Genomic DNA, 26049 nt, shown 5'->3' with positions numbered 1-26049 from the left:
CTGATTTCGAAAATGATTCGGAATAAATTTTAAAACCTCGATTATCGAGTAACAAAAATGAGCATTGCTAAAAAGTTTGAATTAGACGAGCGGCAGCAGGATCGGGTAATTGCTATGGCCTGGGAAGACCGTACGCCATTTGAAGCTATTGAATTTCAGTTTGGGCTGGCCGAAAAAGACGTGATAAAATTTATGCAGGAGCAAATGCACCCGCGTAACTGGAGAAAATGGCGCGCCCGGGTGCAGGGTAGGAAAACCAAACATGCCAAACTACGGGTTAACGAGATTTCGAGGTTTAAATCTTCGGCACAACGCCAAATTACCGGGAATCGGATTTCAAAAAAGAAATATTAAGGATTTGAAACACTCTGGAAATCAATTAATTTCTCCTCAAGCCTAATTTTAACACAACTTTTCCTTATCTTATACTTCCAAAAAACTCAAAAAATGGAAGGTCCCCGTAAACATCCCAAACTTGTAAAAGCCTTTAGCGGCAGTTTTCTTTGGAGAAATACCGGAGGAATAATTATAGATTATAACGGGCGTTTGCTTAATTCGGCGAATTACCAATACAAGACTTCCGGGGGGAAATTCATAAAAATAAGGTTTAAGAAGAAACTTACTTCTGCTAAAAAACTTCCGGAATTTTTCTGTTCCTGGAAGATGATGGCGAATGTGAATTGTTCGATGAATTAAGATTCTTTTATATCCTCAGCATTGAGATTGTTCATTTTTTTGCTTGTCCAAAAAACCGAACCAAAAAAAGGACACTTTTTTGTAGATGTTTCCGATTCGCTCCTGCGAATCAAAACCGTATTTTCCTGGCTAAATTTTCTCCAGGGCTTCAAAAATTTTTAACGCCGGAAAAATACTACACTTACCAAAAAGAAAGCTACAACCAATCATTTAAAGAGAAACGTCACCGGTAATTACTAGAGAATTATGAGAGTAGATGTGTATTAGTAGAAAATTTAAGCGGTATATCGAAAATTGATCGTAAAATTTGAAGCGAGATGTCGTTTAAATTTTCTGTTACCTGTCCCGCAGGTCAGGCAGGCTTGTTTCAGAGCCTACCCCGATTTTTTATCGGGGATCTAAGTTGTTGCATTTAAAGATCTCACTCGTTAAATTCCTGTTATTTCAAACTTCTTTAACGCCTAAAACTTCCAATTCCTCCCAACTTGCGAATAAACCAATAAATAAAAACATTATGAATTTGAACGATAAGGTAGCCGTGATAACGGGTGCCAGTAGCGGAATTGGAAAATCTATTGCCGAAGAGCTTTCTAAAAGCGGCTGCAAAGTTGCCCTTGCCAGTAGAAACGTAGATAAATTAAAGGATATTGGTAAAGGTCTTAGTCAAAGTTTGGAAGTGGAATTAGATGTTACCAGCGATAAAAGTGTTCATGAGGCTTTCGATAAAATTTACGATCATTTTGGCCGCATAGATATTTTAGTGAATTCGGCCGGAGTTATGCCGCTTACCTATCTTAAAAATGAAAAACTGGAAGATTGGTTGCAAACCATTGAAGTAAATGTAAAAGGAACTTTGCGCTGCATTCACGCTGCACTTCCATCTATGAAGAAACAGAACAGCGGACATATCATCAACATCGCCTCGGTAGACGGAAAAGAGATCTTTGAAGGCGGCGCTGTGTATGGTGCATCTAAAGCCGCGGTAATCGAACTTTCCCGCGCAATGCGTATGGAACTTTCTCCCGACTTTAATATTCGGGTGACTTCTATAGAACCGGGAACTGTAGAAACCAGTCTGCGAGAAGATATCAACGACGAGGAATTACTGGAAGATAAGGATTATGGAAATGGCGAACCAAAATTAGCTCCTAAAAATATTGCAGATGCGGTGCTTTACGCTACCACTCAACCCGATAGTGTAAATGTGAATGAGTTGCTTATAAAACCTACAGGGAAGAGTTAAAAGCCCAACTTGCGACTTATTCAAAACCACCAAAAGCTCCTCCCCTTATTTTCAAGGGGAGGTGGCCGCAGGCCGGAGGGGTTGCTGCTGAAATATTTTCAATCTCATAATTGAAAATTCTTACTTAGAACTTTACTAAAACAATCTATCAAGAAAATTCTTCGTGTTTTAAAAGAGCGAAAACCAAAATTATTTTATTTTCAGGATCTATCCGGAAAATGATTACATATCCTTTGAAAATCATTTCCCGGATATTTTCATTTTCAAAATAAATTGATGGACGAAAAGAGTATGGGTAATCTGAAATTTCACGAATTTCAGACAATAAGTCGGTTTTAAATTTTCTAGCCGCTGCGGGTTTATCCTTAGCAATATATCTTACCTGACGTCCTGAATTTTGAAGATAATTTAATCTTCATATTCATTTATAACCTTTTCCAGATAGCTGTCATATTCTTCGATATCCATTAAATCAGAATCCCCATTCTCAATTGCTTCCAGCTCCTTTTCTAGTTCTGCTTTTTGCTTTTCAAAATCTGAATCAGGGATAATTTCGAGTTCATTTTTATCAAACTTTTCCAAAAACTCCATTAAGTCTTTATAGGCTTCTCTAGTGCTAACTTTTAGGTGTATGTTTTCCATTTCAACAAGCTTTCTTATAAAGTTAACGAAAAAACCTTACAAAACCTCTTTCTGGTTTTTGGCGTAGTTGCGCCATTTTTCGATACAAGCCTGGATATCTTCAGGAATTTCGGTATTGAAGCTCATCGCTTCGCCGGTTTTTGGGTGAATAAAACCAAGTGTCTTAGCGTGTAGTGCCTGGCGGGGTAAAATCTTAAAACAGTTATCTACAAATTGCTTGTATTTACTAAAAGTAGTTCCCTTTAGTATCTTTTCGCCACCGTAGCGTTCATCGTTAAATAGCGTATGGCCAATGTGCTTCATATGTACCCTAATTTGGTGGGTTCTTCCGGTTTCCAGTTTACAGGAAACCAGCGTTACATAACCAAAACGTTCTAAAACCTTATAATGGGTAACCGCTGGTTTTCCTTTTTCGGCATCGTCACCTTCGTAAACCGTGTTTTGGAGTCGGTTTTTAGGGTGGCGACCAATATTACCTTCTACCCTGCCCTCGCCTTCTTCTACATTTCCCCAAACTAAAGCCACGTATTCGCGTTCGCTGGTTTTATCAAAAAACTGTTTGGAAAGATGCGTCATCGCTTCTTCAGTTTTGGCGATAACTAATAGTCCGCTGGTGTCTTTGTCTATTCGGTGAACTAATCCCGGGCGGTCGCTGGAGTTGTTCGGAAGATTTTCAAAATGATAGATCAGCGCATTAATAAGTGTGCCGCTGTAATTCCCGTGACCGGGATGTACTACCATTCCGGCGGGTTTATTTACCACCAGCAAGGTATCATCTTCATAAACAATATCTAACGGAATATTCTCTGGAGTAAGTAAAAACTCGTACGGTGGATGCTCAAACATCACCTGCACCACATCGCCGGCCTTTACTTTATAATTTTGTTTTACCTGTTCTTCGTTAACGTAGATGTTTCCCGTTTTCGCGGCTTTCTGAATTTTATTTCGGGTTGCGTTTTCGATAAAATTCATTAAGAATTTATCTACCCGAAGAGGTTTTTGCCCGGGACCGGCCTCAAATTTATGATGTTCGTATAAAGTATCGTCCTGTTCCTCTATTTCGTGTTGCTCGTCGTCCTTCATTAAAATTCGATTTCTTCCGCTTCATTATTGATACTATCCTGCTCTTCTTCACCTTCCATTCTATACCTGCCAGAACCATCACCCAATACAAGATCTATTTTAGAAGTTTTCATCAATTCATCTCCAGGCTCCAGTTTTTGGCCTTTATGCCTCAACTCCAATACCGCATCTTCAGCAATGTCTGGTTTATAACTCACATCGCCAATTTCAAAACCTAAAGCTCTCAAGGTAGGTTCTGCCTGGCGGCGAGTGCTTCTCATTAAATTTGGAATCATTACTTTTCTATATCCCGAAGGATTTAAAGTGAGATAAATCTTTCTATTTTCTTTTACAAACTGTCCCGGCTCCGGCGCCTGTTCTATTACCGAATAACGTGGAAAATCGGGATTATAATTTGCAGAATCAAGGATCTCATATCTTAAATCCAGTTCTGCCAATTGATCATCTACTACATCTAAAGACTGTTTAGAGAGATCTGGAACGGCGATACGCTGATCCTGGTTGGTGGAATAATCCAACCATTGCAGCGATAAAAAAGCAAGCACTATTACCAAAATTGCAGCAATCACTATTTGAATTAAAAATGTTTTGCTGAAAATAAATTTAAAGAATCCCATACATTTGTTTCTAGGCAGCAAAGATATAAAACCCCTGCTTTTGGTGGCAGATTGTTTGTAGATTTGTTCTCACAGTTATCGGTACTGGATTTTGAGTGCTCAGCGAGCTTTCTAACCAGGCCAATAGCTGAAAAAACTGTTAACCGAAAACTGACAACTGATAACGGAGAAATGAAGAAAAAAATTGCCATCGCCATGGGCGGCTTTTCCAGTGAATATCATATTTCTATCAATAGCGGAAATATGGTTTATAAACATCTTAACCGCGATCTTTATGAACCTTACCGGGTGCATATTTTGCGTAAAGAATGGGTGGTGGTAGCCGATGATGATACCCCTTACCCGATCAATAAAAATGATTTTACGGTAAAAATAGACGGAAAAATAATTTCTTTCGATTGCGTTTTTAATACTATTCACGGTACCCCGGGAGAAAACGGACTTTTACAGGCTTACCTGGAATTAATAGGGATTCCTCAAACTACCTGTGGATACTATCAGGCGGCATTAACTTTTAATAAACGAGATCTGATAAGTGTTTTAAAGCCCTACGGAATAAAAACCGCCTTAAATTATTTTTTGAATAAAGAAGATAAGGTAAATGCTGATGAGATTATTGCTAGAGTTGGCCTGCCCTGTTTTGTAAAGGCCAATCGTGCCGGCAGTAGTTTTGGAATTACCAAAGTGAAAACTGAAGAACAACTAATCCCAGCTACAAAAACCGCTTTTAAAGAAGATGACGAAGTAATTATTGAATCTTTCCTGGACGGGACTGAGGTTTCGGTTGGCGTGATTACCTATAAAGGAAAAATTAAAGCTTTACCGGTTACCGAGATTATTTCAGAAAATGAATTCTTTGATTACGAAGCTAAATATTTAGGAAAATCGCAGGAAATAACCCCGGCGAATATTTCAGAAGAAAAGACAAAACAGGTTCAGGAAATCGCAAAACTGATTTACAGAAAATTAAAAATGCGCGGCTTTACCCGTTCTGAATTTATTTTCCATAATGGCGAACCGCATTTTATTGAAATGAACACCACCCCGGGCTTAAGCCAGGCGAGTATTTTACCTCAACAAGCTAAAGCCGCCGGAATTAGTTTAACCGATCTTTATGGGAGCGCGATTGAAACAGCATTAAAACTTCAATAGTTTATTTTCAAATTTATATAAGCCTTTTCGTTCCACGAGCAACGCCGCCTATTCCAATATTAAAATAATGGATGTTCCCTTGATAACCGGGATAATTCCCCATTTGCGGCATAGTATAACCATAACGACAACGCAAAAACCAATATGTTTTATCATTTGGCAAAATAGCGCTGGTGTTCCATCCCAACTTAAAATCTAAATTTGCCCCAAGGGTATAAGCAGTAACAAAACCCACCTGACTGTCTTCAAGTTCGGGGCGGTTATTAATATCACTTTGAGTTGGGCTAAATGCGACCCCACCAATACCTGCAAAAGGGCTTAATTTCAATTTACTATTATCTACCACACTGTAACCTATAGATGCTTCAGGCAAATATTGGGTAAGACGCATCTCTTTTTCCCAGGCCACACCTTCTACTTCCATTTCTTCAAGGGTTTTGGTAAAACCTATATAGTTTCTTAAGTAGAGGCTAAACTTTTTATATTCCACATCAAAGCCATGGCCTAAGGCAAAACCATTATTAAATTGAGAAGAAAGCGCCCCATTTTGAACGGCGTACCCCATAAAGAAATCAAAAGCAAATCCCCAATTGGAAGCAACAAATCTAAACCGAATATTATTTTTAACTAAGTCGGTATATTTTCCTGTAGGATGGTTCTCCAGGAACAAATCGGCCATCTTATTTATTTCATCCTGGCTAATAGTGTTTAAAGGTTGGCCCGAAATCATATAATTTAAATGAAGTAATAGAAAATCCTTTTGTTCTTCATTTAAATCAGAATTCAATATTTTCTCTTCCAGTTTTTCCAGTTCGTTCCACGACTTTTCTACCAGTTTATAATAAAGGCGGTCTTCCAGCGGAAAAATTTTATTCTCATAACTGTTGCTTCCTTTGGTATAGTAATAGTTTACAGAATCTAATACATCATAAAATTCCCCGGTCCAGTAAGAAATTAACCATTGCTCGCCAGGCAGTAGCGCGATATAATTTTCAGAATCAACTTCTTTGAGCAAATAATTTCTAACTTCTTCTACCTTTTGCAAATCGCCTTCTAAAAAACTATCGGCTAAAAGCAGTCTTCCTTTTGATATTATTTGAGTTTGAGAATTGGTATAACTCAAGATTTCATTTTCAATATTATCTTTATTTTGCGCTGAAATTAAAGAGATACCTGAAAGAAATAACAAAACAAACAGTGTTTTTTTCATATATAATGTTAATGCGCAAAAATATAATTTCCACGAAATTTTTGATATTTATCTAGCTAAATTTTTAAGCGGTTTTTAAAATTTTTCTTTGCACAGCTAAAAGCTTATATTTACTTGGGAGTTTGATAATTTAATTCCATAAATAATAGCCAGAAAGCTGAGATTAAGAGGAAAAAGTGAATAAACTTTCACCTTTCCGGATGTAAAGAGAATGAATTTATAGTTTTCCGTCTGAATTTATGGTGAAGAAACGAAGTGCGATGAAGATTAACTATAATGGTTTCCCGTCTTCATGGGAAAGACTAAGAAATTTATAATGAGAAAAGCAGTATTTCCTGGATCTTTTGATCCTATTACATTAGGCCACACCGATATTATTGAAAGAGCGCTGCCGCTATTTGATGAGATCATCCTGGCTATTGGGACCAATTCTGATAAAAAATATATGTTTTCGCTGGAAGACCGACTTCATTTTTTAAAGGAAACATTTAAAGATGAGCCTAAAATAAGTGTAACTACTTACAAAGGACTTACCGTAGATTTTTGCAAGGAACAAAATGCCGGGTTCCTATTACGCGGTCTGAGAAATGCACAGGACCTGGAGTTTGAAAAGGCTATTGGGCAAACCAATTATAAGATGAGCGGCATAGACACTTTGTTCTTTATTACCTCTTCAGGAAAAAGTCATATTTCTTCTACGGTAGTTCGCGATGTAATTCGCAACAATGGAGATTATAAGTTTATGGTGCCAGATGTGGTGAAGAAATAAAAATCAACCAGGCTATTTTGCGCTCGCCTTGCAAGAAGGCAGTAAAAGTTCAAACCTGTTTTTACAAACTTTGGTTACCTAAATAGAACTAACTTTTCACAAAAGATCATCGCAATTCGGTGTTTTCCGCTCGATTGATTTTATAATTTACTTTAGTGATTAGCCTTTTTGTTTTTGCTAAAAAGCAGGTTTTCCCCGCTTAGTTTTTATATTTGTTTAATTGCTGTTTTCAGCTTTAAATCGACAAGAAAACTAACCACAATGAAACAATTATTCATCAATATAAAGGAACTTCTACAGGTAAGGGAAAAACCAGTGAAAAGACTTTCCGGGGCTGAAATGAAGGAACTTCCTTCAATTAAAAACGCCTGGTTGCTTATTGAAGGTGATAAAATTTTAGATTACGGCAAAATGGATTCCCTGCCAGAGATAAATGCCGCTAAAACTATTGATGTTGAAGGGACAATTATTCTTCCTTCCTGGTGCGATTCTCATACTCATATTGTTTATGCCGGGAACCGGGAACTGGAATTCGCAGATCGTATTAACGGACTCTCCTACGAAGAAATCGCCAATCGAGGTGGTGGAATTTTAAACTCAGCTAAAACCTTACAGGAAACTCCTGAAGATGAAATTTATGAGCAATCGGCAAAACGCCTGGAGGAAGTGATGAAATTGGGAACCGGCGCGGTAGAAATTAAATCGGGTTACGGTTTAACTGAAGAAGGTGAGTTGAAAATGCTTCGGGTTATAAAAAAACTTCAACAACATTATGATATTCCCATTAAAGCTACTTTTCTAGGAGCACACGCTATTCCGAAGGAATATAAAGAGAATCCTGAAGCTTATATGGATTTAGTTATTGAAAAAATCTTGCCAAAAGTTGCTGAAGAAAACCTTGCAGAATATATAGATATTTTCTGCGAAAAGGGATACTTCAGCGTTGCTGATACACACAAATTGCTTTCTGCAGCGAAAAAATTCGGATTAAAACCGAAAATTCACGTCAATCAATTTAACGCTATTGGTGGAATTCAAGCCGGCATTGAACACGATGCACTTAGCGTTGATCACCTGGAAGTAATGCGCCAGGAAGATATTGAAAGTTTAAAGGGCACCGCTACCATGCCGGTGGCTCTTCCCTCCTGCTCTTTGTTTTTAAGTATTCCTTACACACCGGCTCGTGAAATGCTTGATGCCGGTTTGGCCTTAGCTTTAGCTACAGATTTTAATCCCGGTAGCACCCCCAGCGGAAATATGAATTTGGTAGTTTCCCTGGCTTGTATTAAAATGAAAATGACTCCCGAGGAGGCTATAAATGCAGCTACAATAAACGGAGCTTACGCCATGGAACTCAGCGAAACCCACGGTAGTATTACTAAAGGAAAACAGGCAAATTTTATAATCACAAAAGAAATTCCCTCGTATACCTTTTTACCATATGCTTTCGGCACCAATTCTATTGAATCGGTTTATATTAACGGAAAACCCGTGGAGTAATGGAAGCTTTAAAAATTTATAATTATAAATCGGTTGAAAAGCTTATTTCAATTCGAGATGGAGAAACCCGCTTTGGAGAAAAAATTGGTTTTGTAGAAAGTTTAGAGTCCTTGAAGAAATCTAAAGCTAAATATGTTCTTTTTGGAATCCCTGAAGATATTGGCATTAGGGCCAACCACGGTAAACCTGGGGCTTCAAAAGCCTGGGAAGTTTGTTTAAATTCACTTTTAAATATTCAGAATAATGAATTTACCACTCCAGAGAATCTCGTATTACTTGGTGAAATAAGCTGTAAGGCAGAAATGGAAAAAGCAGCCAATATAGATGAGAATGATCCTAATTATTATCCAAAACTTGGCGACCTGGTAGAAAAGATTGATGATAAAGTGAGTTTTTTGGTAGAGCAAATAGTTTCGGCAGGAAAAATTCCAATAATAATTGGCGGGGGGCACAACAATGCTTTTGGCAATATAATAGGAACTTCAAAAGCTATTAAAAAGCCGGTAAATATTCTAAATATTGATGCACATACCGATCTTAGAAAACTGGAACACCGCCATAGCGGGAATGGTTTTAGCTTTACGCAGCGTGACGGGTTCCTGGGAAAATATGCGATTTTTGGTTTACATAAGAATTATACTCCTCAATATATTTTTGATGAATTAAAATCGGTTTCTAATATTAAATTTCATCTTTTTGAAGACCTTATTTTACAAACACACCAGGGAAAAATGGCCGCCTTTAATTCACAATTGGAATTTGTAAATAAACAGGCTTTTGGTCTAGAACTGGACTGTGATGCGATAAGTAATTTCCCAAGCAGTGCGCAATCACCTTCGGGTTTTGCTTTGAATATGGTAAGGAACTTTTTACAACTTACTGCTGAAGAAAAAAATTGTAAATACCTACATATTTGCGAAGCCGCACCTACCTCCACCAGCCCGGGACAGGTTGGAAAAGCACTGGCCTATTTCATTACCGATTTTATGGAAAAAAGTAATAATTAATTCTTTAAGCTCAATTTAAAAAATGGAAATAACCGCTTACCAGTCAAACTACGCCGAAGATTTTAAAAACCTCAATTTAGCCTGGTTAGAAAAATATTTTTGGGTAGAACCTCATGATGAAGAAGTACTTGGAAACCCTGGAAAATATATAATTGAACCTGGTGGGAATATTTTCTTTGTAAGAGATGAAGAAAAGATCATTGGGTGTGTGGCACTAATGAAAATAGAAGATGGAGTTTTTGAACTTACCAAAATGGCCATTACTCCGGAATACCAGGGAAAGAAAGTAGGGCAAAAATTAATGGAACACACATTAGATTTCACTAAAAAACAAGGCTGGGATCATTTGATAATCTTTTCAAACCGAAAGCTTGAAAACGCGATTTATATTTATAAAAAGTATGGCTTTAAAGAAATTCCAATAGGAGAAAATAATCCCTACACCCGGGGAGATATCAAAATGCGCCTTGATCTTTACTAAAATTTTAAAAAAAACCAATATATTCTAAATTAGGTTAATTAAATTTATGGCAAAACAAGCAAAAATGAAATTTTTATACACTTTAATGGCAGTGGTAATTCTTTTTACCGGCTGTAAAAATGAAGGAAAAGAAGCTGAAAACAATAGCTCTATGGAGAAGAATCCCTATGGAGAGGAGAAAAACGTGTTGGAAGCTGATTCTGCCGCTATAGATATTCATCCTATATCTCACGCAACGGCGGTTATAGACTGGGGAGATCATAGTTTTTATATAGATCCCGTTGGCGGCGCTGAAGCATTTGAAGGCCAGGAAAAACCAGATTTCATTCTTATAACCGATATTCATGGAGACCATATGAGCGTGGAAACCCTGGAGGGAATGGATCTTGACGGAGTTCATATTATTGCTCCGCAGGCCGTAGTTGATGAAATGCCGGAAGAATTGAAAGATATTTTCAGAGCCTTAGAAAATGGCGCTACTACCCGTGTGCTTGATTTTTATATTGAGGCGATCCCTATGTATAATTTACCTGAAGATGAAGATTCCAGGCATCCAAAAGGACGAGGCAATGGCTATATTGTAGAGAGAAATGGGCAGCGACTTTATATCGCCGGGGATACTGAAGACATTCCCGAAATGAGGGAACTTGAAAACATTGAGATCGCTTTAATCCCAATGAACATGCCTTATACCATGACGGTTGAAGATGCTGCCGATGGCGTTTTGGCTTTTGCACCAGATAAGGTAATTCCTTTCCATTTTAGGGGTCAGGATGGATTTGCTGATGTAGAGAAATTCAAGAAATTGGTAAACGAAGGCAATAAAGATATTGAAGTAGAATTATTAGAATGGTATCCCAATAGCGAAGAATAAAATTTTCTATGTTATAAAATAAAAAACCCGGTGATGAGCCGGGTTTTTGCGTTTTTATATGTAATGTCCGGTTAAGGAAAACAGAAAGAAGAATAATTTAAACTAACTGAAAGCTTTCAAAATGCCTTTCATTACTTAATATTTCATCGGGGCATAAAAAAAGTGCCTAAAGTTTATAGGTAAACTGTATAAAAAGTTTCTCTTCGGTCAAGCTGAACTTGTTTCAGCTTATATAATTCTTAACGTCTTAGATTCTGAAATAAATTCAGAATGACGATTATTAATTCTGAATAATTAAGCATAAAAACCTTCAGCGTATTAAATAATTTTCCAATCTAATTTAAATGCTTATCACCAACTAAGAATATAAGGACATAAAAAAACTGTCTAAAATTTATCAAGCTAGATCCTGAAACGAGTTCAGGATGACGTAGTAAGATAAACTTTAGACAGCCTAATCAAAACAGGAAATAAAATTCCTGTCCCGAAGCTTCGGGATTATTTAAGTACTTCCTGTACTTTATCTGCAGCTTCCTGGAATTGAACAGCAGAGTGGATCTTAAATCCGCTATCGTCAATTAATTTCTTGGCGATATCTGCATTGGTTCCCTGTAAACGTACAATAATTGGCACGTTAATAGTGTCTCCAAGGTTTTTGTAGGCATCTACAATTCCCTGCGCCACACGGTCACAACGAACAATTCCTCCAAAAATGTTTACCAGGATCGCTTCTACTTTATCATCTTTTAAGATCAAACGGAAAGCTTCTTCAACTCGCTTGGCATCAGCTGTACCACCAACGTCAAGGAAGTTTGCAGGTTCTCCACCAGCTTGTTTAATAAGGTCCATTGTTGCCATGGCAAGTCCGGCACCGTTAACCATACACCCAACGTTTCCGTCCAGGTTTACAAAGTTAAGCCCAACTTCCCCAGCTTCAACTTCAGTTTGATTTTCTTCACGAGTATCGCGCATTTCAGCATAGTCTTTATGACGGAAAAGTGCGTTATCATCAAGGGTTACTTTAGCATCTACAGCAAGAATTTTATCATCACTTGTCTTCAAAACCGGGTTGATCTCGAAAAGTGAAGAATCAGATTTTTCAAAAGCTGTGTAAAGTGACATTACAAACTTGGTCATTTCTTTAAAAGCTGTACCACTAAGTTTTAAATTGAATGCAATTCTTCTGGCCTGGAAAGGCATAAGTCCAGTTGCAGGATCTATCTCTTCAGTAAAAATTAAATGCGGAGTTTCTTCAGCAACAGTTTCAATATCCACACCACCTTCAGTAGAATACATAATCATATTACGACCGGTTGCACGGTTTAGCAATACAGACATGTAATATTCTTCTGGCTCGTTATCGCCAGGATAGTAAACATCCTCGGCAACTAAAACCTGGTGTACTTTTTTACCTTCAGCGGTAGTTTGTGGAGTTACAAGATTCATCCCAATGATGTTTCCTGCTACTTCTTCCACCTCTTTAAGGTTTTTGGCTAGTTTTACACCACCACCTTTTCCACGTCCACCGGCGTGTACCTGGGCTTTTATTACGTGCCATCCGGTACCGGTTTGCTCGGTTAGTTCTTTAGCGGCATCTACGGCCTCTTTTGCATTATGTGCAACTAAACCACGCTGAATGCGTACGCCAAAACTGCTTAAAATTTCTTTTCCTTGATATTCGTGTATGTTCATAATCAGCTATTTCTTCAGTATTAATCCCTCAATGAGGGTTTAGTTCCCCCGAGGCTTGCCTCGTATTTTAAAATCATTTTCCAATTCAAACCTCGTTTGCTTCCATAGAGGTTCTTAATTTATGGTTAGCAAAAGTAACAAATGTATAGCTATTGTACCAATCTTTTTTAGGATATCCCCAGCCCTGCGATAATCTAATTCCGCAGGAAAATTTAGCATTTCCTTAAGGATTACAGATTTTTAAAATCCGCGCCAATGTTGCGATTTCCTTACTATAAGCTTATCGTAGTTTTTAGCCGATATTCTATGTTATTAGAATTATCCCATTTAATTTTGCTCTTTGCTCAAAAATGAACCTAAGAATGAATAAAGCACTTGTTGCACTGGCTATTGGAGGTTTCGGAATTGGAATGACCGAATTCGTTATCATGGGAATTCTTCCAGATGTGGCTGCGGCTTTAGAAATTACTATTCCGCAAGCCGGGCATTTCATTTCGGCCTATGCTTTAGGGGTTGTCGTTGGTGCGCCGCTGCTTACCGCTTTTGGCGGAAAATGGCCTGCACATAAAACACTGCTCCTACTTATGGTTTGGTTTACTGTTTTTAATTCGCTTTCGGCTTTTGCCAATTCTTACGAACTTTTATTGGTATCGCGGTTTCTTTCTGGATTACCTCACGGAGCTTTCTTCGGCATTGGTGCCGTGGTGGCCGGCCAATTAGCAAAACCGGGGAAATCTGCACAAGCTATCGCAATAATGTTCACGGGACTTACCCTGGCGAATGTTTTTGGGGTGCCACTGGGCACCTATTTAGGCCATAATTATAGCTGGAATGTTTCTTTTATGCTCGTGGGTGTAATAGGTTTACTGGCCATTGCCAGCGTAAAATTCTGGATGCCTGAATTACCAAAATCCTCTTCTGAAGGAATAAGAAAAGATTTAAATGTATTAAAGCGTGGAGAACTTTGGATGGTGGTTTTACTTACCACCATTGGAACCGGTGGCTTTTTTGCCTGGTACAGTTATATCGCGCCATTAATTACCGATGTAGCCGGCCACCCCGAAGGTTTTGTAAGTTATGTTATGGTTCTTGCCGGTGTGGGAATGGTTATAGGAAACCTCATTGGGGCCAAGCTCGCGGAAAAGTTCTCTCCTATTTATGCAGTAATTATGAGTATGGTTTTAATGGTTTTTGCCTTGATTACCAATGCCTATGTTGCTGAAAATCAAATCGCAATTTTAGTAATGACTTTCTTAATCGCTACCATTGCCTTTTGCCTCTCTACCCCAATTCAAATGGTAATGATCAATTCAGCGAAAGGATCAGAAAGTTTGGGTTCTTCTATGAACCAGAGCGCTTTTAATATGGGAAATGCCTCTGGCGCTTATTTTGCCGGATTGCCTATCGCTCTGGGATTTGGATTTACCTCGGCTTCTTTAGTAGGTGCGGTTATGGCCGGGTTGGGCGTTTTTATAGCCCTTGCGATTATTATTATTAGAAGACGAAAAGAAAGTGCTGTCGCTACTGCGAGTTAAACTATATTTTTTATAAATATTCACAATTTCAGGGAATTCGTTATTTTTGATACTTGCACTTGTGGGAGTTGAAATTTCTCCTGTTTTTTGCCACTTAAATTTTTCACCTGTTATGACCAATCAAGATCTGCTTGCTGTTGCCAAAGAGTTTGGAAGCCCCGTATATGTTTATGATGCCGAAAAAATTGCTTTTCAGTTTAATCGACTTAAAAATGCATTTTCTGAAGTTAAAGATTTGCGTATTCATTACGCGGTAAAGGCGCTTTCTAACATTTCTATCCTGAAATATTTAAATTCATTGGGTAGCGGTATGGATACCGTTTCGATACAGGAAGTGAAATTAGCTTTAAAAGCGGGTGTGACTCCTAAAGATATTATTTACACTCCAAACGGAGTGTCATTAGAGGAAATCGAACAGGTTGTAAAATTAGGAGTTCAGATTAATATCGACAACCTATCTATCCTGGAACAATTTGGCGCGAAACATCCCGATGTGCCGGTTTGTATTCGTATAAATCCGCATATTTTGGCCGGCGGAAACTCAAAAATTTCTGTAGGTCACGTAGATTCTAAATTTGGGATTTCCATTCACCAAATGCCGCTTTTGCTGCGTATTGTTGAAAATACCGGGATGACCATAAATGGGATCCATATGCACACCGGGAGTGATATCCTGGATATTGAGGTTTTTCTTCGTGCGTCGGAGATTTTATTTGATGCCGCTAAAAACTTTAAAAACCTGGAATTCCTTGATTTTGGCAGCGGGTTTAAAGTACCTTATCGCGAAAATGATATTGAAACTGATATAGAAGAACTCGGCGAAAAACTAACCGAACGTTTTAAGAATTTCTGTAAAGAATATGGTCGTGAACTTACTCTTGTTTTTGAACCCGGAAAATTCTTAGTGAGTGAGGCCGGGAAATTTCTTGCAAAAGTAAATGTGATTAAACAAACCACTTCTACCGTTTTCGCAGGGGTAGACACCGGTTTTAACCATTTAATTCGCCCTATGTTTTACGGGTCGCACCACGATATAAAAAACGTTTCAAATCCTGAGGGTAAATTCAGATTTTACTCGGTAGTAGGATATATTTGCGAAACCGATACTTTTGCCAACAACCGCCGAATCGCTGAAATTACCGAAGGAGATATCCTCGCTTTTAGCAACGCAGGCGCTTACTCTTTTTCTATGGCCAGTAATTTTAATTCTCGCTACCGCCCGGCAGAAGTTTTATGGTATAAAGGTAAAGGTCATTTAATTAGGGAACGCGAAACTTTTGAAGATTTAGTAAGACATCAAAAGGTTATAGATTTTACACCAAAAACTGCAAAAGCTTCTAAATAATTTATGGAAACAGTTTTTAAAAACAAATGGTTTTACAGGCTGCTCATTATTTATATTTTCCTAATACTTATTTGGAATACCTATATGGTTATTTCCGGTAATTACCTCGGCTTAATTGCGGTAGTTATAGAACTAGCGCTTCTATATTTGCTATTTAACAAACACCGACTTGCGAAAATGGCCATCCATTTTTGGGCAATTATCATGATGGTTGGCTCCGGGCTTTCAATTTTAGGGAAGCTCATAAAAGTCGCAACGGGAGATGATTTAAATTTTATGGTAGATAGCCTTGTGCAAAATTTACTTTTATTCACTTTCGGCTTATTGATCTATTATTTTAATAAGAAAACGGTTTTTGTAAGAGAAAGAGGATTAAATTAATTCTCGAAAATTCAACTGAAATGCCTCTCTATTTCCTCGCTATAATTCCTTCGGAAGAAATTTGTAAACGGGTAAAATCGCTTAAACTGGAAATTGCCGAAAAATATGGAGCGAAACAAGCGCTGAAATTACCGGCGCATATAACACTTCAAATTCCCTTTAAAATTCCAGAAACCGAAGAAGAAAAACTCATTGAGTTACTTGAGAATTTCGCTGAAAATCAAAATAGTTTTCCGCTTAATTTAAAAGATTTTGGAAGGTTTGGCCAAAAAGTGATTTTTATTAATATTGAAGATCACGAACCAATTAAGAAACTCCACGCCAACTTACAAAAAGTGCTTTCAGAAAATTTCAGTTTTAAAAAGCAAGAAGCATTTCCTAAAATTCATCCGCATATCACCCTGGCCAGTCGGGATCTGCATTATAATGAATTTCCCAACGCCTGGGCAGATTTTAAAGAACGTGAGTTTCAGGCTTCCTTTACCGCGAAATCATTTACACTGCTAAAACATGATGGAAAGCAGTGGCATCGCCATTGTAAATTTAAATTAGAATAACCCTTAGCATCCAAAGCAGTACTTTTTAAGGTTTTCTGTAACATTTTAATATTTTTATCTACTTATCAAGAAAATAAAGCATGGAAAACCAGAAAACTAAAAGAATTTCAAAAACCAGTATTTTCTTAATAGGTGTTGCGCTTATCGTTGTTTATTTCATCCTTTCCGATTGGGAACATTTTAAACAAGGCCTTTTAGGAATTTAATCTATTTATGAAACGCAAGTTTACTTTTCTACAAATAGTCGCGATAATAGCTCTAATAATAATCGCCATATATATAATTGATTTCACCTTAGAAGCCGCTTTAGATGGCTGGAACAATCCTATGTAAAAAGACTAAAATTTAAGTTTATCAACAGCTTTGATTTAAAATTTTAAAGAAATAAAAAAATGCAACAAGAAGAATTTCACGGCTATCTACTCGCCTCAAGAGGAAAAAGATTATTGGCATCACTTACAGAAGGAATCATCTATATGTTTGTAATGATCGGGATATTCCTCCTTTTCGGAAAATCTTTCGGCTATTACTGGAATCGGGATCTACAACTTATTGATATCCCGGTTTCAGCAATTACAGGTTTAGTTGTAGGAGCTATTTTTTATCCTCTTTTTTCAGGAAACCTGGGCCATCGCATTTTCGACTTAAAAGTCATCTCATCAGAAACCGGTATGGAAGTAAACAAAGCTCCTGAAGGTGCAATTAGAGAGCTGCTTAAGTATGTTTTAGGTTATTTACTTATTCCCGTTATATGGCTGCTTTGGGACGATAAAAAACAAAACCTTTATGATAAACTCTCCAAAACTTTAGTAGTAGAAAATAACTAGACCTGGTTTCAATTAAACCGATTTTCCGCAATTCTCTTATAAAGCATCCTAAACCGTGATTATCTATTATCAAAAGAAAAGGCTTAATTACAAACTATATACCGGGATAGGATTTTTAATTATTGGCATTGCAATAGCGCTCCTAAATAATTTCTCGCTTATTTATTATACCTGGATTTTACTTGGCTTGCTACAATTAGCCACCTGGTATTATGAAAAGAAACATCAATACTTATACATTACGGAAGACAGCCTAACCAAAAACTCTCTTTTTCGAAAAAGTATAAAACTTAATGAACTTACCGCAATTTGGAAGCTTAGAACCAGTTTTACACTTCAAACAAAAAAGAATAAAATTAAAATTGATAAAGATTTAATAGAAGATGAGTCTTTAAATAAGCTTACCGATTTCTTAAACCAGATTGAATTGAACCCCTAACAACCATAGACATTCCCGAATATTAAGAATGGAAAAAGACGACAAAAAAATGGGTTGGATAAGAGTACTCCTCCTTATTATCCCTTATCTCATTATAATTGCTGTATTTCAACTCATAGCCTACGGCATTGCTGAAATATCTTTTGAAGAAGATCTTCCCAAAACCAGCCTACAATCATTTATTATAACTATAGCCACAATGCTGGGAACAATTTTAGTTCTCTACCTCTTTATGGTGTTCATTGAAAAAAGAAAATTTAAGGAGCTGGGGTTAAAGCTTAAAGATCGCGGGATCGATTTCCTTGCAGGAATCACTATAGGGCTCGTTGTAATGACTACGGCATTCTTTCTGCTTATCGCTTTAGGTGAAATTAATTTTCAAAATTTCAACCTGGATCCATTGGAAATTCTCTTATCAATTGGAGTTTTTATGGCCGTAAGTATTGCCGAAGAACTATTGTTTAGAGGTTATATTCAAAGAAACTTAATGTATAGCTTTAATAATTATATCGCTTTAATCGCTTCTTCATTAATTTTCGCGGCAGCTCATGGTTTCAACCCCAATCTTAGTTGGATAGCTCTTGCCGGCCTATTTGGGGCGGGAATTTTATTGGGCCTTTCTTATATCTATACTAAAAACCTTTGGTTCCCTATTTCGCTGCACTTTAGCTGGAATTTATTTCAAGCCTATTTTGGGTTTAATGTAAGTGGTCAGGAATTTTATTCAATTATTGAATTTAATATTGTGGAAGAGAATATTCTAAACGGAGGAAAGTTCGGGTTTGAAGCTTCTATTTTTTCTCTAATCCTACAGATAATTCTAATCTTTCTTATTTTTAAATACTACCAGAAAAAAGTAAATCTTAGCTAAAAAATCACTGTATTTCCACCAAAAATAAGACTTTGAAAATATGCTAATTTTTTAACTGAAATACGTTTAAAAAGTCTGACGTTAAGATTAAATTTGGATAAAGCATATAAAATTCCTTATATTTACTGCTAGTTTTGTTAAAACATCGTGGTTTAAAACTAATTTTATCAAAGATTGATGCGTCCAAAATCAACCTAATTTTAACTAGGAAAGCATTATTAAAATCTCTGTTTCACCAAAAATTTGAATATGAAAGATCGAGTAAATATTTTAAAATTAGTAGGAATTATTTTTACCTCATTTATGCTGGTTATTTTATTAGACCTTGCTTTTAAAGCTATTGTTATAGGGTGAATAAATTATTTCAAATTGTAAATAAAGCAAGATTAGTTGGTCTTTTTCTTATTATCTCCGGACTTCTCTGGAGCTCTAATTTTGAAGCTTATAATTTCCTTGCCGGGATGATTACCGGGGCAGGAGTTCCTTTTTTCCTCACTGGAAAATTCCGTTTTTGGACCTGGAAATATCCAGAGCATAAACACTAAGTTTTAAATTTTCAGGAAGTTAGCCAATTCTTAAAGTTGCGCTTCTTTAAAAATAGATTTTAATCGCTATCTTGAAGAGATTCCATGCTATTTAAACAGGTTTATGCGAGTAATTTTAATCATTTTCAGTTCTTTATTTATCCTCAGTTCGCTTCAGGCGCAGGAATCCTTCTCATTAGCTGGGAAAACAAGTGACATCAAAGATGGCAGCTGGTTATATTTTCAAGACCTTGTTAACGGTGGAACCATAGATTCCGCAGAAGTAAAAAACAATAGCTTTAAATTTAATACTAAACTTCCCCAGGCAAGAGTATGGGTAATGCTGCATACAAAAGACCGGTCTAAATTTACCGAAGTATGGCTACAGGATACGCCTATGTATTTTGATGCCAGTAAAACCGAATTTCAGGATGCTAAGATCACAGGTTCTGTTTCCCACCAATTAGTTGAAAAAGAAGAAGCTATTTACCTGGAAAGAAATAAACTTAGCGATAAAGAACTTGAAACCAGACAAAAACAATTTATACAAAATAACACTAACGCCCTCATAAGCGCACGGATGCTTTATGAAGTTTCCGGAAAATGGGGAAAAGATTCTACCGCCCATTATTTTGAAATGTTTCCCGAAGAAATTAAGAAAAGTGCTTTTGGTGAACGAATTATTTCATTTTTAGAAAATGAAAATATTCCACAAATAGGCGAAAAATACAATGATTTTCAAGCTACCAATCCTGCCGGTAAACAACCATGGTTTTCAGAATTAACCGGGAAAGTAACTTTGCTACAGTTTTGGTCTTCCACTTGTAACCCCAGTAAATTACAGAATAAAGAGCTAAAAAAGCTCTATAAAAAGTTTAAGGCCGATGGTTTTGAGATCGTAGCTATTTCCCGGGATGAAACCAAAGAAGACTGGATTAACACAATAGAAAAAGATAATTTAAATTGGTATCATCTTAGTAGTTTAGAAGAAGGTGAGAATCCCGTTTTTAAAAATTATGGGATAAGTAGGACGCCTTCTAATTACCTTTTAGATAATCAGGGTAAGGTTGTTGCTCGAGACCTTAGGGGAGAGAAATTGGAAGAGGAGGTAAAAAATTTATTGAAATAAACTCACTCAAATTAGGCATTTAAAGCCTAAAACATTTAAATCTAGATTATCCAGTAATATTAATTTTTGTTTAATTTCACTCGCTTAAAATATTAACCTGGAGATTTCATCAAAAATCATGACTAGCAAAGTTTTCATCATTATCTCGTTAATTACATTTTCAGCATTTTCACAAACTACTAAAGACCAATTATTAGAAAAAGACATTGATATTCTTATAGAGGAAATGGAATTTATGTATGGTTACGACCAAACAATGAGAGAATACACGGTTTTTAAAACTTTCGATAAATCGGAAACCGACCGAATTGAGAATCTTAATGATAGCCTGAGAATGAAGGAAATTTCTCGTAGAAATTTTAAGTCTGATAGCCTTGCCAAACAAATCTGGAAGAATTATATCAATCCAAAAGATGCAGAACATACCGAAAGAATGATTGAAATAACAAAGAAGTATGGCTTTCCAGATTTAGAAAGAATCAAGAAGTTCTACAACAGGGAATTCACTGATAAAGAGTTTAATCCGTATATAATTTTAGTGCACGCACCAAAAGAGTACCAGGAAGAGCTAAAGTCTTTGATGAAAAATGAACTGGAAAAAGGAAGAATCAATAAATGTACTTATGGGCATTTGTTATGGCATTTTACCGGCAGAAAAAGTTTTCAACCTATGTTGGATAATGGGTATGAGATGGTTGAAGAAAACGGAAAAACAAGCCTGAAATCTACTTGTAACTAGAAATATTAAAAACGCATCAGTGACAATTTACTACAAAAAGAAGAATTTAAAATTTCAGCTGTTTTATGGAATATTATCGGCATTATTGGGAATTTTTGGTATTGTCTTAGACGCCAAACCCTTAATTGCATATCCCTGGCTTATCCTTGGAATTTTACAAATTGGCACCTGGTTTTACCAGAGCAAACACCAATACATAAGAATTGAAAACAACATTCTCACTAAAAATTCCCTCTTTTCTAAAAGTATTGATCTAAATAAACTTACTGCTATCAGGAAATTTAAGAACAGTATTGTGCTGGAATCAAAAGATCAAAGCATCAAAATATATAAGGATGTAATAGCTACCGATTCCCTGTATCGTCTCACCGATTTTCTAAATGAAATTGAGTTGGCAACTCAAAAAGTATAAGTTTTTTCAGTACCACAATTATTGATAAATCTGTATTTTTAGATCATCATTAATCGAAAAGTATTCTTTCATTCGGGGCATTTTATTATCGATTAAAAATAACAGAAAATGAAAAAGCTGCTTTGGCTAATTTTTATCCTGCTGGTAGGATTTATTGCGTTGGTCTATTTTTCGCTTGCCTCTACCGATAAAGAATTTGAAACCGCAAGCATAGAAGATTTTGAAGACCTGGAAAGTATAGATTTCCAGGAATACGATTCGGTTTTGGTAGCCGCCAGCAGTTTATATAAAACCAATCCGTTAAAAAATATTATGCAGGGAGAAAATTACCGCGAGGCCTGGGCAACGCCGGTGAAAATTCCGGTGCTTTTTCTTGATACGCTTTATGGAGGAATGGAGATTATAAAAGAAGGTGGTGGTACACAAACCCATTCCCTTCGGCTTAAAGATAAAGATGGCTATTTGTATTCCCTGCGCAGTGTGAATAAAGATCCTTCTACCCACGTCCCCGAATTTGCCCGAAAGCTTGGGCTTCAAAATATTGTAATAGATGCTATTTCTGCTTCACATCCTTACGGGGCGATTCTAACCGCTTCTCTTTCTGAAAAAGCAGGGGTTTTGCATACCCACCCAAAAGTAGTATTTGTGCCAGAACAGGAATTTTTAGGTGATAAATACAACGATAAATATGCTAATCGCTTATTCCTATTGGAATATGAAACCGAAGGCAAAAAGAACTGGACAAAATATGATTATGTAGATGAAATTATTGACACTAAGCATCTCCAGGAATTAAAGGATAAACATCCCGAAAAAGTTTCCATAGATAAAAACGCATTGGTTAGAGCCAGGTTATTCGATATGCTTATTGGCGATTGGGACAGGCACGCAAAACAATGGGGTTGGGTAATCCAGGAAAATGACGATACTTTTAAGGCTATTCCTGTAGCCGGAGATCGTGACAATGCTTTTTTTAAACTGGGCGGCGTGATTCCCGGGATAATCTCCAACGAAAACATTGAGCCTGAAGTAAGACCTTTTGAAAAAGAGATCGATTATTTGCCTGGACTTGTTTATCCTAACGATGTTTATTTTCTTACCGAGACTCCGATAGAAATTTTTACTACAGAAGCAAAAAAACTGCAGGAATTAATGAGCGATGAGGCCATTGCTGATGCTTTTAAAATTTGGCCTAAAGAAATTTATGAGCTTGATGGAAAAGAGATTGCTGAAAAGATAAAGTCTCGCAGAGAAAACCTAGTAGAATATGCAAAAGAATTTCACCGAATTATTACTGAAAAAAAATTGCTCAATGAACCACTTAAAGGCTCAGAAGACATTGAAATTAGTCCCGAATTGATTAGATGTTTTGAGTGTAAAAGTTGAGCGGTTGTCGGTTATGGGGTGTCGGTTGTGGGTTCTCTGTTGTGAGTTCTCCGTTGTGAGTTTATTGTTTGTTGTTTGTTGTTGCGGTTTAGGGGTTGTTTACTGTCATTACGAGGAAGCGAGCGCCAACGTGGTAATCTGTTGTGAGTAGTTCTTCGTTTGTTGTTTGTAGTTTAGGGTTTAAGCTCGAGGTACTGGTTCTTGAATCTTCATTCTTTTCTCTTTATTCCCTTTAAAACAAAAAATACGCACACTCGTATCTAGCTCCCGTCAGTTCGAGTAGCGATATTTGAGTGGCAACGAAAATAGCGACGTATCGAGAACCTCTTGAAGTTGGAACTGAAAAGCACTTCTCGATACATCCCGACTCTCGTCGGGCCACTCGAATTGACGGAGTTTATTCACTATTAACTTTTCACTCTTAACTACTCACTTTTAACTTTGGACAACGAAAGATTGCCGCACTCATTTCATTCGTTCGCAATGACGAACAGTAGCAGCGTCATTACGAGGAGGCTATAGCCGACGTGGTAATCTGTTTTGAGTAGTTCTTTGTTTGTAGTTTGTAGTTTGTAGTTTAATCTTAGCGGTACTGCTTCTTGATTCCTTGCTCTTTTCTCTTTATTCCCTTCAAAACAAAAAATCCGCATGCTCGTATCTAGCTCCCGTCAGTTCGAGTAGCGATATTTTAGTGGAAACGAAAATAGCGGTGTATCGAGAACCTCTTGAAGTTGGAAGTGAAAAGCACTTCTCGATACATCCCGACTCTCATCGGGCCACTCGAAGTGACGGAGTTTATTCACTATTAACTTTTCATTCTTCACTCTTCAATTTTAACTTGGCACAACGAAGGATTGCCGCATTCATTTCATTCGTTCGCAATGACGAACAGTAGCAGCACATTACGAGGAGGCGAGTGCCGACGTGGTAATCTGTTGTGAGAAGTTCTTCGGTTGCGGTTTGCGGGTCTAAATCCTAGTTCTTGAATCTATTCTCTTTACTCTATTCCCCTTTAAATTCCAACGGATAACTCACAACAGACAACTGATAACGCACAACCTAATTCACAATTATATTGGTTTTATCAACTCCCGTATTACCGGTTACGGGATCAAAAGCATAGATAGTTATTGTATGATAACCTTTTTCCAAATTGGTATTGGCAGCAAAAGTACTGGGCTTTTCGGTGGGAGTTAAAGTGATTTCCCTGGGTTCTTTTTCTTCGGAATGAATAATTGCTTTTACTTCATATTGATTAGCATCCCAAATACCATCTTCGGTTACCGGGCAGCCACACATCATTACAATATTGGCTTTTAAGCTTATTTCTTCTGAAGATTTTATGCGTTCGTGGGTTTGCGGAGAAAGAATATCTACTACAAATCCGGGGACTTCCAGCACCACGCCATCGCCGCTTATATCTTTCCCAGGAATCACCCAAAGTTGCGTAGTTGAAACTACTTTCGCCTGCTTTTTATTAATTGGAGCGTGAACCTCAACGTTTACAAAGGTAGGTTGGTCAATATCTAATTTAGCTTCAAAACCGGCTGTTTTATCATCGGTAAGTTGATCGTAGCGCTTTTGGGGTGTTTGCAGGATAAGTTTGGTATCTCCCGTGCTTCCGGAGGTTAAACCCTCATCGAGAATCTCCCCTGTTTCAGCATTTCTAATAATTATTTTAGCGCCCCCAATAGAACTACCTATAAATTTTGCGTCTTTGGCCAAAGCCCTAACCATTACACTGGTTTCCTGGGCACTAAGACTTCCGAAGGAAAATAAAAAAACACTCAACAAACAGAAAAAGCGGAATCTAAACTTCATAAACTGGATTTCTTACTAAAATACAAAATGAATAAAGATTTAGAGCATAATATCGGTTTCCTTCAAATTCTCGAATTCAAAATTTAAAGGATCATTTTTATAGCGTTGTGCATAATTATTTAGTGTATCTATTTCAGAAGGATTTAACTCATTAAGCTTAGTATCTTCAGCAAGCTTAAACCAGGGTTGAATTTCTTTATAATCATATTCTCCAATAACCATAAAAGGCGTCCCGTTTTGCACGATCACGTCACTTTCTAATTGCCACATATTCGCCCAATCGTAGATATACTTTGCATCATCACGGTACATTCTTACACAACCGTGACTGGCGGGATAGCCCGGCAGGCTATATTCGTGAGTACCAATGCCTTCAAAATTCATAAAATTAAAATAGTAAGGCATGATCCAGCTTTCATCTATGGTGCTTATTTTACGCTTGGCTTTATAATTTCCGTAATAAAGTCCGGCGGGTGTACCCGTACTTTGTTTTCCAGTACTCACGGGACCCCAACGCAATAAATTTCCATTTTCATAAAGTGCAAAAGCCTGGACACGCTGTGAAATCACAACGGTTTTGCTTATGGAATCAAGCGGACTTAATACTTTTGGAAATGGCGCGTAGAGATTTAAGTCGCTTACCAGCGAATCTGGAATTATAAGTTTATTTCCGGGTTTAATTCGGTTTTCGTCAATGCGGTTTAAGGTATAGACTAATTTACGTTCTTCTTCAGAGAAGCTGTTTTTTAGGCTATCAAGGTGTTCCCGGCTGGAAATGGAATCAAGCCTGTAGGTAGTTGTAAAAACCGGCGGTTCCATAGAAATCGTGTCTAATTGAACTCGAGGCACCGCCTCCTCTTTTTCCTGTATATTTTTATTGCAGGCCGAAATAATAAATAAAAACAGCCCTAAAAAGATCAGGCTCAATCTAAAGTATTGTTGTTTCAAAATGTGTAGGTTTAGGTTGTATCCCCGGAAAGATTTCCTTCCCGTAGACCCTACGAAATTAGACTGCTATGTGTTTTTTCGCTGCCAAAGAAGCGTTAATAATTTGTTGTGGGATTGGTAAAAAAAATCAGTTCTCGGTTGTGAGTTGTGGGTTGGCGGTATTCGGTTT

30 protein-coding genes are annotated in these 26049 nt (G+C 37.1%); 22 read left to right on the top strand and 8 right to left on the bottom strand.

Features of this window, described 5'->3' with window-relative positions; all coding sequences use genetic code 11:
• Positions 1-57: 57 nt before the first annotated feature.
• From FG27_RS13775 to FG27_RS13765, 3 genes are all read left to right on the top strand, one after another.
• Positions 58-354, top strand: coding sequence for a TIGR03643 family protein (locus tag FG27_RS13775; protein ID WP_037320086.1), 297 nt, complete (start codon positions 58-60; stop codon positions 352-354).
• A gap of 93 nt (positions 355-447) precedes the next feature.
• The gene (locus tag FG27_RS13770; protein ID WP_037320084.1) at positions 448-696 is read left to right on the top strand and encodes a hypothetical protein; all 249 of its coding nucleotides are present in this window, start codon (positions 448-450) and stop codon (positions 694-696) included.
• A gap of 514 nt (positions 697-1210) precedes the next feature.
• Positions 1211-1939, top strand: coding sequence for an SDR family oxidoreductase (locus tag FG27_RS13765; RefSeq protein WP_037320082.1), 729 nt, complete (start codon positions 1211-1213; stop codon positions 1937-1939).
• 148 nt (positions 1940-2087) lie between these two features.
• Here FG27_RS13765 and FG27_RS13760 read toward each other — a convergent pair whose 3' ends face one another.
• From FG27_RS13760 to FG27_RS13745, 4 genes are read right to left on the bottom strand one after another with little or no spacing between them, the layout of a single operon-like run.
• Positions 2088-2312, bottom strand: a complete 225-nt coding sequence (locus tag FG27_RS13760) for a type II toxin-antitoxin system RelE/ParE family toxin (protein ID WP_037320079.1) — start codon at positions 2310-2312, stop codon at positions 2088-2090.
• A gap of 35 nt (positions 2313-2347) precedes the next feature.
• Positions 2348-2581 carry a hypothetical protein gene (locus FG27_RS13755; protein ID WP_037320078.1) on the bottom strand — a complete coding sequence of 78 codons (234 nt, stop codon included), beginning with the start codon at positions 2579-2581 and terminating at the stop codon, positions 2348-2350.
• A gap of 36 nt (positions 2582-2617) precedes the next feature.
• A complete protein-coding gene (locus FG27_RS13750) occupies positions 2618-3664 on the bottom strand; it encodes an RluA family pseudouridine synthase (RefSeq protein ID WP_037320075.1) in 1047 nt (348 codons plus the stop codon).
• A complete protein-coding gene (locus tag FG27_RS13745; RefSeq protein ID WP_037320073.1) occupies positions 3664-4281 on the bottom strand; it encodes a PASTA domain-containing protein in 618 nt (205 codons plus the stop codon). The genes FG27_RS13750 and FG27_RS13745 overlap by 1 nt, the downstream gene beginning before the upstream one ends.
• A gap of 171 nt (positions 4282-4452) precedes the next feature.
• On the opposite strand from FG27_RS13745, the gene FG27_RS13740 reads away from it, so the two are divergent.
• Positions 4453-5433, top strand: coding sequence for a D-alanine--D-alanine ligase (locus FG27_RS13740; protein ID WP_037322308.1), 981 nt, complete (start codon positions 4453-4455; stop codon positions 5431-5433).
• A gap of 13 nt (positions 5434-5446) precedes the next feature.
• On the opposite strand, the gene FG27_RS13735 is transcribed toward FG27_RS13740, so the two are convergent.
• Entirely contained in the window at positions 5447-6643 is a 1197-nt protein-coding gene (locus tag FG27_RS13735; protein ID WP_037320071.1) for a hypothetical protein, read from the bottom strand.
• Between the two features lie 316 nt (positions 6644-6959).
• Between FG27_RS13735 and coaD the strand changes: the two genes are divergently transcribed.
• The 5 genes from coaD to FG27_RS13710 all read left to right on the top strand — a co-directional run bounded on the left by coaD (position 6960) and on the right by FG27_RS13710 (position 11274).
• On the top strand, positions 6960-7412 hold the full coding sequence (gene coaD, locus FG27_RS13730) for a pantetheine-phosphate adenylyltransferase (RefSeq protein WP_037320069.1): 453 nt from the start codon (positions 6960-6962) through the stop codon (positions 7410-7412).
• Positions 7413-7673: 261 nt separating this feature from the next.
• Positions 7674-8912, top strand: a complete 1239-nt coding sequence (gene hutI / locus FG27_RS13725) for an imidazolonepropionase (RefSeq protein ID WP_037320067.1) — start codon at positions 7674-7676, stop codon at positions 8910-8912.
• Positions 8912-9919: a formimidoylglutamase gene (locus tag FG27_RS13720; RefSeq protein WP_037320065.1), complete on the top strand. Its 1008-nt coding sequence runs from the start codon at positions 8912-8914 to the stop codon at positions 9917-9919. Before hutI ends, FG27_RS13720 begins: the two co-directional genes overlap by 1 nt.
• Positions 9920-9941: 22 nt before the next feature.
• Positions 9942-10400 carry a GNAT family N-acetyltransferase gene (locus tag FG27_RS13715; RefSeq protein WP_037320062.1) on the top strand — a complete coding sequence of 153 codons (459 nt, stop codon included), beginning with the start codon at positions 9942-9944 and terminating at the stop codon, positions 10398-10400.
• A 64-nt stretch (positions 10401-10464) separates the two neighbouring features.
• Positions 10465-11274 (top strand): MBL fold metallo-hydrolase, encoded by an 810-nt coding sequence (locus FG27_RS13710; RefSeq protein WP_037322307.1) that lies wholly within the window; start codon positions 10465-10467, stop codon positions 11272-11274.
• Positions 11275-11772: 498 nt separating this feature from the next.
• On the opposite strand, the gene sucC is transcribed toward FG27_RS13710, so the two are convergent.
• On the bottom strand, positions 11773-12966 hold the full coding sequence (gene sucC / locus FG27_RS13705; protein WP_037320061.1) for an ADP-forming succinate--CoA ligase subunit beta: 1194 nt from the start codon (positions 12964-12966) through the stop codon (positions 11773-11775).
• 362 nt (positions 12967-13328) lie between these two features.
• On the opposite strand from sucC, the gene FG27_RS13700 reads away from it, so the two are divergent.
• The 13 genes from FG27_RS13700 (at position 13329) to FG27_RS13645 (ending at position 23111) form a co-directional block, all read left to right on the top strand.
• Entirely contained in the window at positions 13329-14501 is a 1173-nt protein-coding gene (locus FG27_RS13700; protein ID WP_037320058.1) for an MFS transporter, read from the top strand.
• A gap of 112 nt (positions 14502-14613) precedes the next feature.
• Complete coding sequence (lysA, locus tag FG27_RS13695; RefSeq protein WP_037320056.1) at positions 14614-15846, top strand: diaminopimelate decarboxylase; 1233 nt, start codon at positions 14614-14616, stop codon at positions 15844-15846.
• 3 nt (positions 15847-15849) lie between these two features.
• On the top strand, positions 15850-16227 hold the full coding sequence (locus FG27_RS13690) for a hypothetical protein (RefSeq protein ID WP_037320054.1): 378 nt from the start codon (positions 15850-15852) through the stop codon (positions 16225-16227).
• A gap of 20 nt (positions 16228-16247) precedes the next feature.
• Complete coding sequence (locus FG27_RS13685; RefSeq protein ID WP_037320051.1) at positions 16248-16784, top strand: 2'-5' RNA ligase family protein; 537 nt, start codon at positions 16248-16250, stop codon at positions 16782-16784.
• Positions 16785-16864: 80 nt separating this feature from the next.
• Positions 16865-16990: a hypothetical protein gene (locus FG27_RS19535; protein WP_255351538.1), complete on the top strand. Its 126-nt coding sequence runs from the start codon at positions 16865-16867 to the stop codon at positions 16988-16990.
• A 186-nt stretch (positions 16991-17176) separates the two neighbouring features.
• The gene (locus FG27_RS13680) at positions 17177-17611 is read left to right on the top strand and encodes an RDD family protein (RefSeq protein ID WP_037320049.1); all 435 of its coding nucleotides are present in this window, start codon (positions 17177-17179) and stop codon (positions 17609-17611) included.
• Between the two features lie 55 nt (positions 17612-17666).
• Positions 17667-18050, top strand: coding sequence for a hypothetical protein (locus tag FG27_RS13675; protein WP_037320047.1), 384 nt, complete (start codon positions 17667-17669; stop codon positions 18048-18050).
• 28 nt (positions 18051-18078) lie between these two features.
• The gene (locus FG27_RS13670) at positions 18079-18921 is read left to right on the top strand and encodes a CPBP family intramembrane glutamic endopeptidase (protein ID WP_037320045.1); all 843 of its coding nucleotides are present in this window, start codon (positions 18079-18081) and stop codon (positions 18919-18921) included.
• Positions 18922-19271: 350 nt separating this feature from the next.
• Positions 19272-19466 (top strand): hypothetical protein, encoded by a 195-nt coding sequence (locus FG27_RS13665; RefSeq protein ID WP_037320043.1) that lies wholly within the window; start codon positions 19272-19274, stop codon positions 19464-19466.
• A 103-nt stretch (positions 19467-19569) separates the two neighbouring features.
• Entirely contained in the window at positions 19570-20574 is a 1005-nt protein-coding gene (locus tag FG27_RS18720; protein WP_051935862.1) for a TlpA disulfide reductase family protein, read from the top strand.
• A 118-nt stretch (positions 20575-20692) separates the two neighbouring features.
• Entirely contained in the window at positions 20693-21313 is a 621-nt protein-coding gene (locus tag FG27_RS13655; protein WP_037320041.1) for a hypothetical protein, read from the top strand.
• A gap of 19 nt (positions 21314-21332) precedes the next feature.
• Positions 21333-21725, top strand: coding sequence for a hypothetical protein (locus tag FG27_RS13650; protein ID WP_037320039.1), 393 nt, complete (start codon positions 21333-21335; stop codon positions 21723-21725).
• 108 nt (positions 21726-21833) lie between these two features.
• Entirely contained in the window at positions 21834-23111 is a 1278-nt protein-coding gene (locus FG27_RS13645) for a hypothetical protein (protein ID WP_037320037.1), read from the top strand.
• Between the two features lie 1059 nt (positions 23112-24170).
• On the opposite strand, the gene FG27_RS13640 is transcribed toward FG27_RS13645, so the two are convergent.
• Together FG27_RS13640 and FG27_RS13635 are read right to left on the bottom strand one after the other, a co-directional pair.
• Entirely contained in the window at positions 24171-24932 is a 762-nt protein-coding gene (locus FG27_RS13640; RefSeq protein WP_037320035.1) for a hypothetical protein, read from the bottom strand.
• 39 nt (positions 24933-24971) lie between these two features.
• Positions 24972-25880: a L,D-transpeptidase gene (locus FG27_RS13635; protein ID WP_037320032.1), complete on the bottom strand. Its 909-nt coding sequence runs from the start codon at positions 25878-25880 to the stop codon at positions 24972-24974.
• Positions 25881-26049: the final 169 nt, after the last annotated feature.

Origin of the sequence: Salegentibacter sp. Hel_I_6, from assembly GCF_000745315.1 — a bacterium.
GTDB lineage: Bacteria > Bacteroidota > Bacteroidia > Flavobacteriales > Flavobacteriaceae > Salegentibacter.
This window is presented reverse-complemented; position numbering and strand designations above follow the sequence as displayed.

Coding starts and splice junctions, on each gene's coding strand:
- FG27_RS13775 (WP_037320086.1), top strand. CDS start 58: ATGAGCATTGCTAAAAAGTTTGAATTAGACGAGCGGCAGCAGGATCGG.
- FG27_RS13740 (WP_037322308.1), top strand. CDS start 4,453: ATGAAGAAAAAAATTGCCATCGCCATGGGCGGCTTTTCCAGTGAATAT.
- sucC (WP_037320061.1), bottom strand. CDS start 12,966: ATGAACATACACGAATATCAAGGAAAAGAAATTTTAAGCAGTTTTGGC.
- lysA (WP_037320056.1), top strand. CDS start 14,614: ATGACCAATCAAGATCTGCTTGCTGTTGCCAAAGAGTTTGGAAGCCCC.
- FG27_RS13715 (WP_037320062.1), top strand. CDS start 9,942: ATGGAAATAACCGCTTACCAGTCAAACTACGCCGAAGATTTTAAAAAC.
- FG27_RS13685 (WP_037320051.1), top strand. CDS start 16,248: ATGCCTCTCTATTTCCTCGCTATAATTCCTTCGGAAGAAATTTGTAAA.
- FG27_RS13765 (WP_037320082.1), top strand. CDS start 1,211: ATGAATTTGAACGATAAGGTAGCCGTGATAACGGGTGCCAGTAGCGGA.
- FG27_RS13655 (WP_037320041.1), top strand. CDS start 20,693: ATGACTAGCAAAGTTTTCATCATTATCTCGTTAATTACATTTTCAGCA.
- hutI (WP_037320067.1), top strand. CDS start 7,674: ATGAAACAATTATTCATCAATATAAAGGAACTTCTACAGGTAAGGGAA.
- FG27_RS13700 (WP_037320058.1), top strand. CDS start 13,329: ATGAATAAAGCACTTGTTGCACTGGCTATTGGAGGTTTCGGAATTGGA.
- FG27_RS13750 (WP_037320075.1), bottom strand. CDS start 3,664: ATGAAGGACGACGAGCAACACGAAATAGAGGAACAGGACGATACTTTA.
- FG27_RS18720 (WP_051935862.1), top strand. CDS start 19,570: ATGCGAGTAATTTTAATCATTTTCAGTTCTTTATTTATCCTCAGTTCG.
- FG27_RS13680 (WP_037320049.1), top strand. CDS start 17,177: ATGCAACAAGAAGAATTTCACGGCTATCTACTCGCCTCAAGAGGAAAA.
- FG27_RS13670 (WP_037320045.1), top strand. CDS start 18,079: ATGGAAAAAGACGACAAAAAAATGGGTTGGATAAGAGTACTCCTCCTT.
- FG27_RS13735 (WP_037320071.1), bottom strand. CDS start 6,643: ATGAAAAAAACACTGTTTGTTTTGTTATTTCTTTCAGGTATCTCTTTA.
- FG27_RS13755 (WP_037320078.1), bottom strand. CDS start 2,581: ATGGAAAACATACACCTAAAAGTTAGCACTAGAGAAGCCTATAAAGAC.
- coaD (WP_037320069.1), top strand. CDS start 6,960: ATGAGAAAAGCAGTATTTCCTGGATCTTTTGATCCTATTACATTAGGC.
- FG27_RS13710 (WP_037322307.1), top strand. CDS start 10,465: ATGAAATTTTTATACACTTTAATGGCAGTGGTAATTCTTTTTACCGGC.
- FG27_RS19535 (WP_255351538.1), top strand. CDS start 16,865: ATGGAAAACCAGAAAACTAAAAGAATTTCAAAAACCAGTATTTTCTTA.
- FG27_RS13645 (WP_037320037.1), top strand. CDS start 21,834: ATGAAAAAGCTGCTTTGGCTAATTTTTATCCTGCTGGTAGGATTTATT.
- FG27_RS13745 (WP_037320073.1), bottom strand. CDS start 4,281: ATGGGATTCTTTAAATTTATTTTCAGCAAAACATTTTTAATTCAAATA.
- FG27_RS13770 (WP_037320084.1), top strand. CDS start 448: ATGGAAGGTCCCCGTAAACATCCCAAACTTGTAAAAGCCTTTAGCGGC.
- FG27_RS13640 (WP_037320035.1), bottom strand. CDS start 24,932: ATGAAGTTTAGATTCCGCTTTTTCTGTTTGTTGAGTGTTTTTTTATTT.
- FG27_RS13690 (WP_037320054.1), top strand. CDS start 15,850: ATGGAAACAGTTTTTAAAAACAAATGGTTTTACAGGCTGCTCATTATT.
- FG27_RS13720 (WP_037320065.1), top strand. CDS start 8,912: ATGGAAGCTTTAAAAATTTATAATTATAAATCGGTTGAAAAGCTTATT.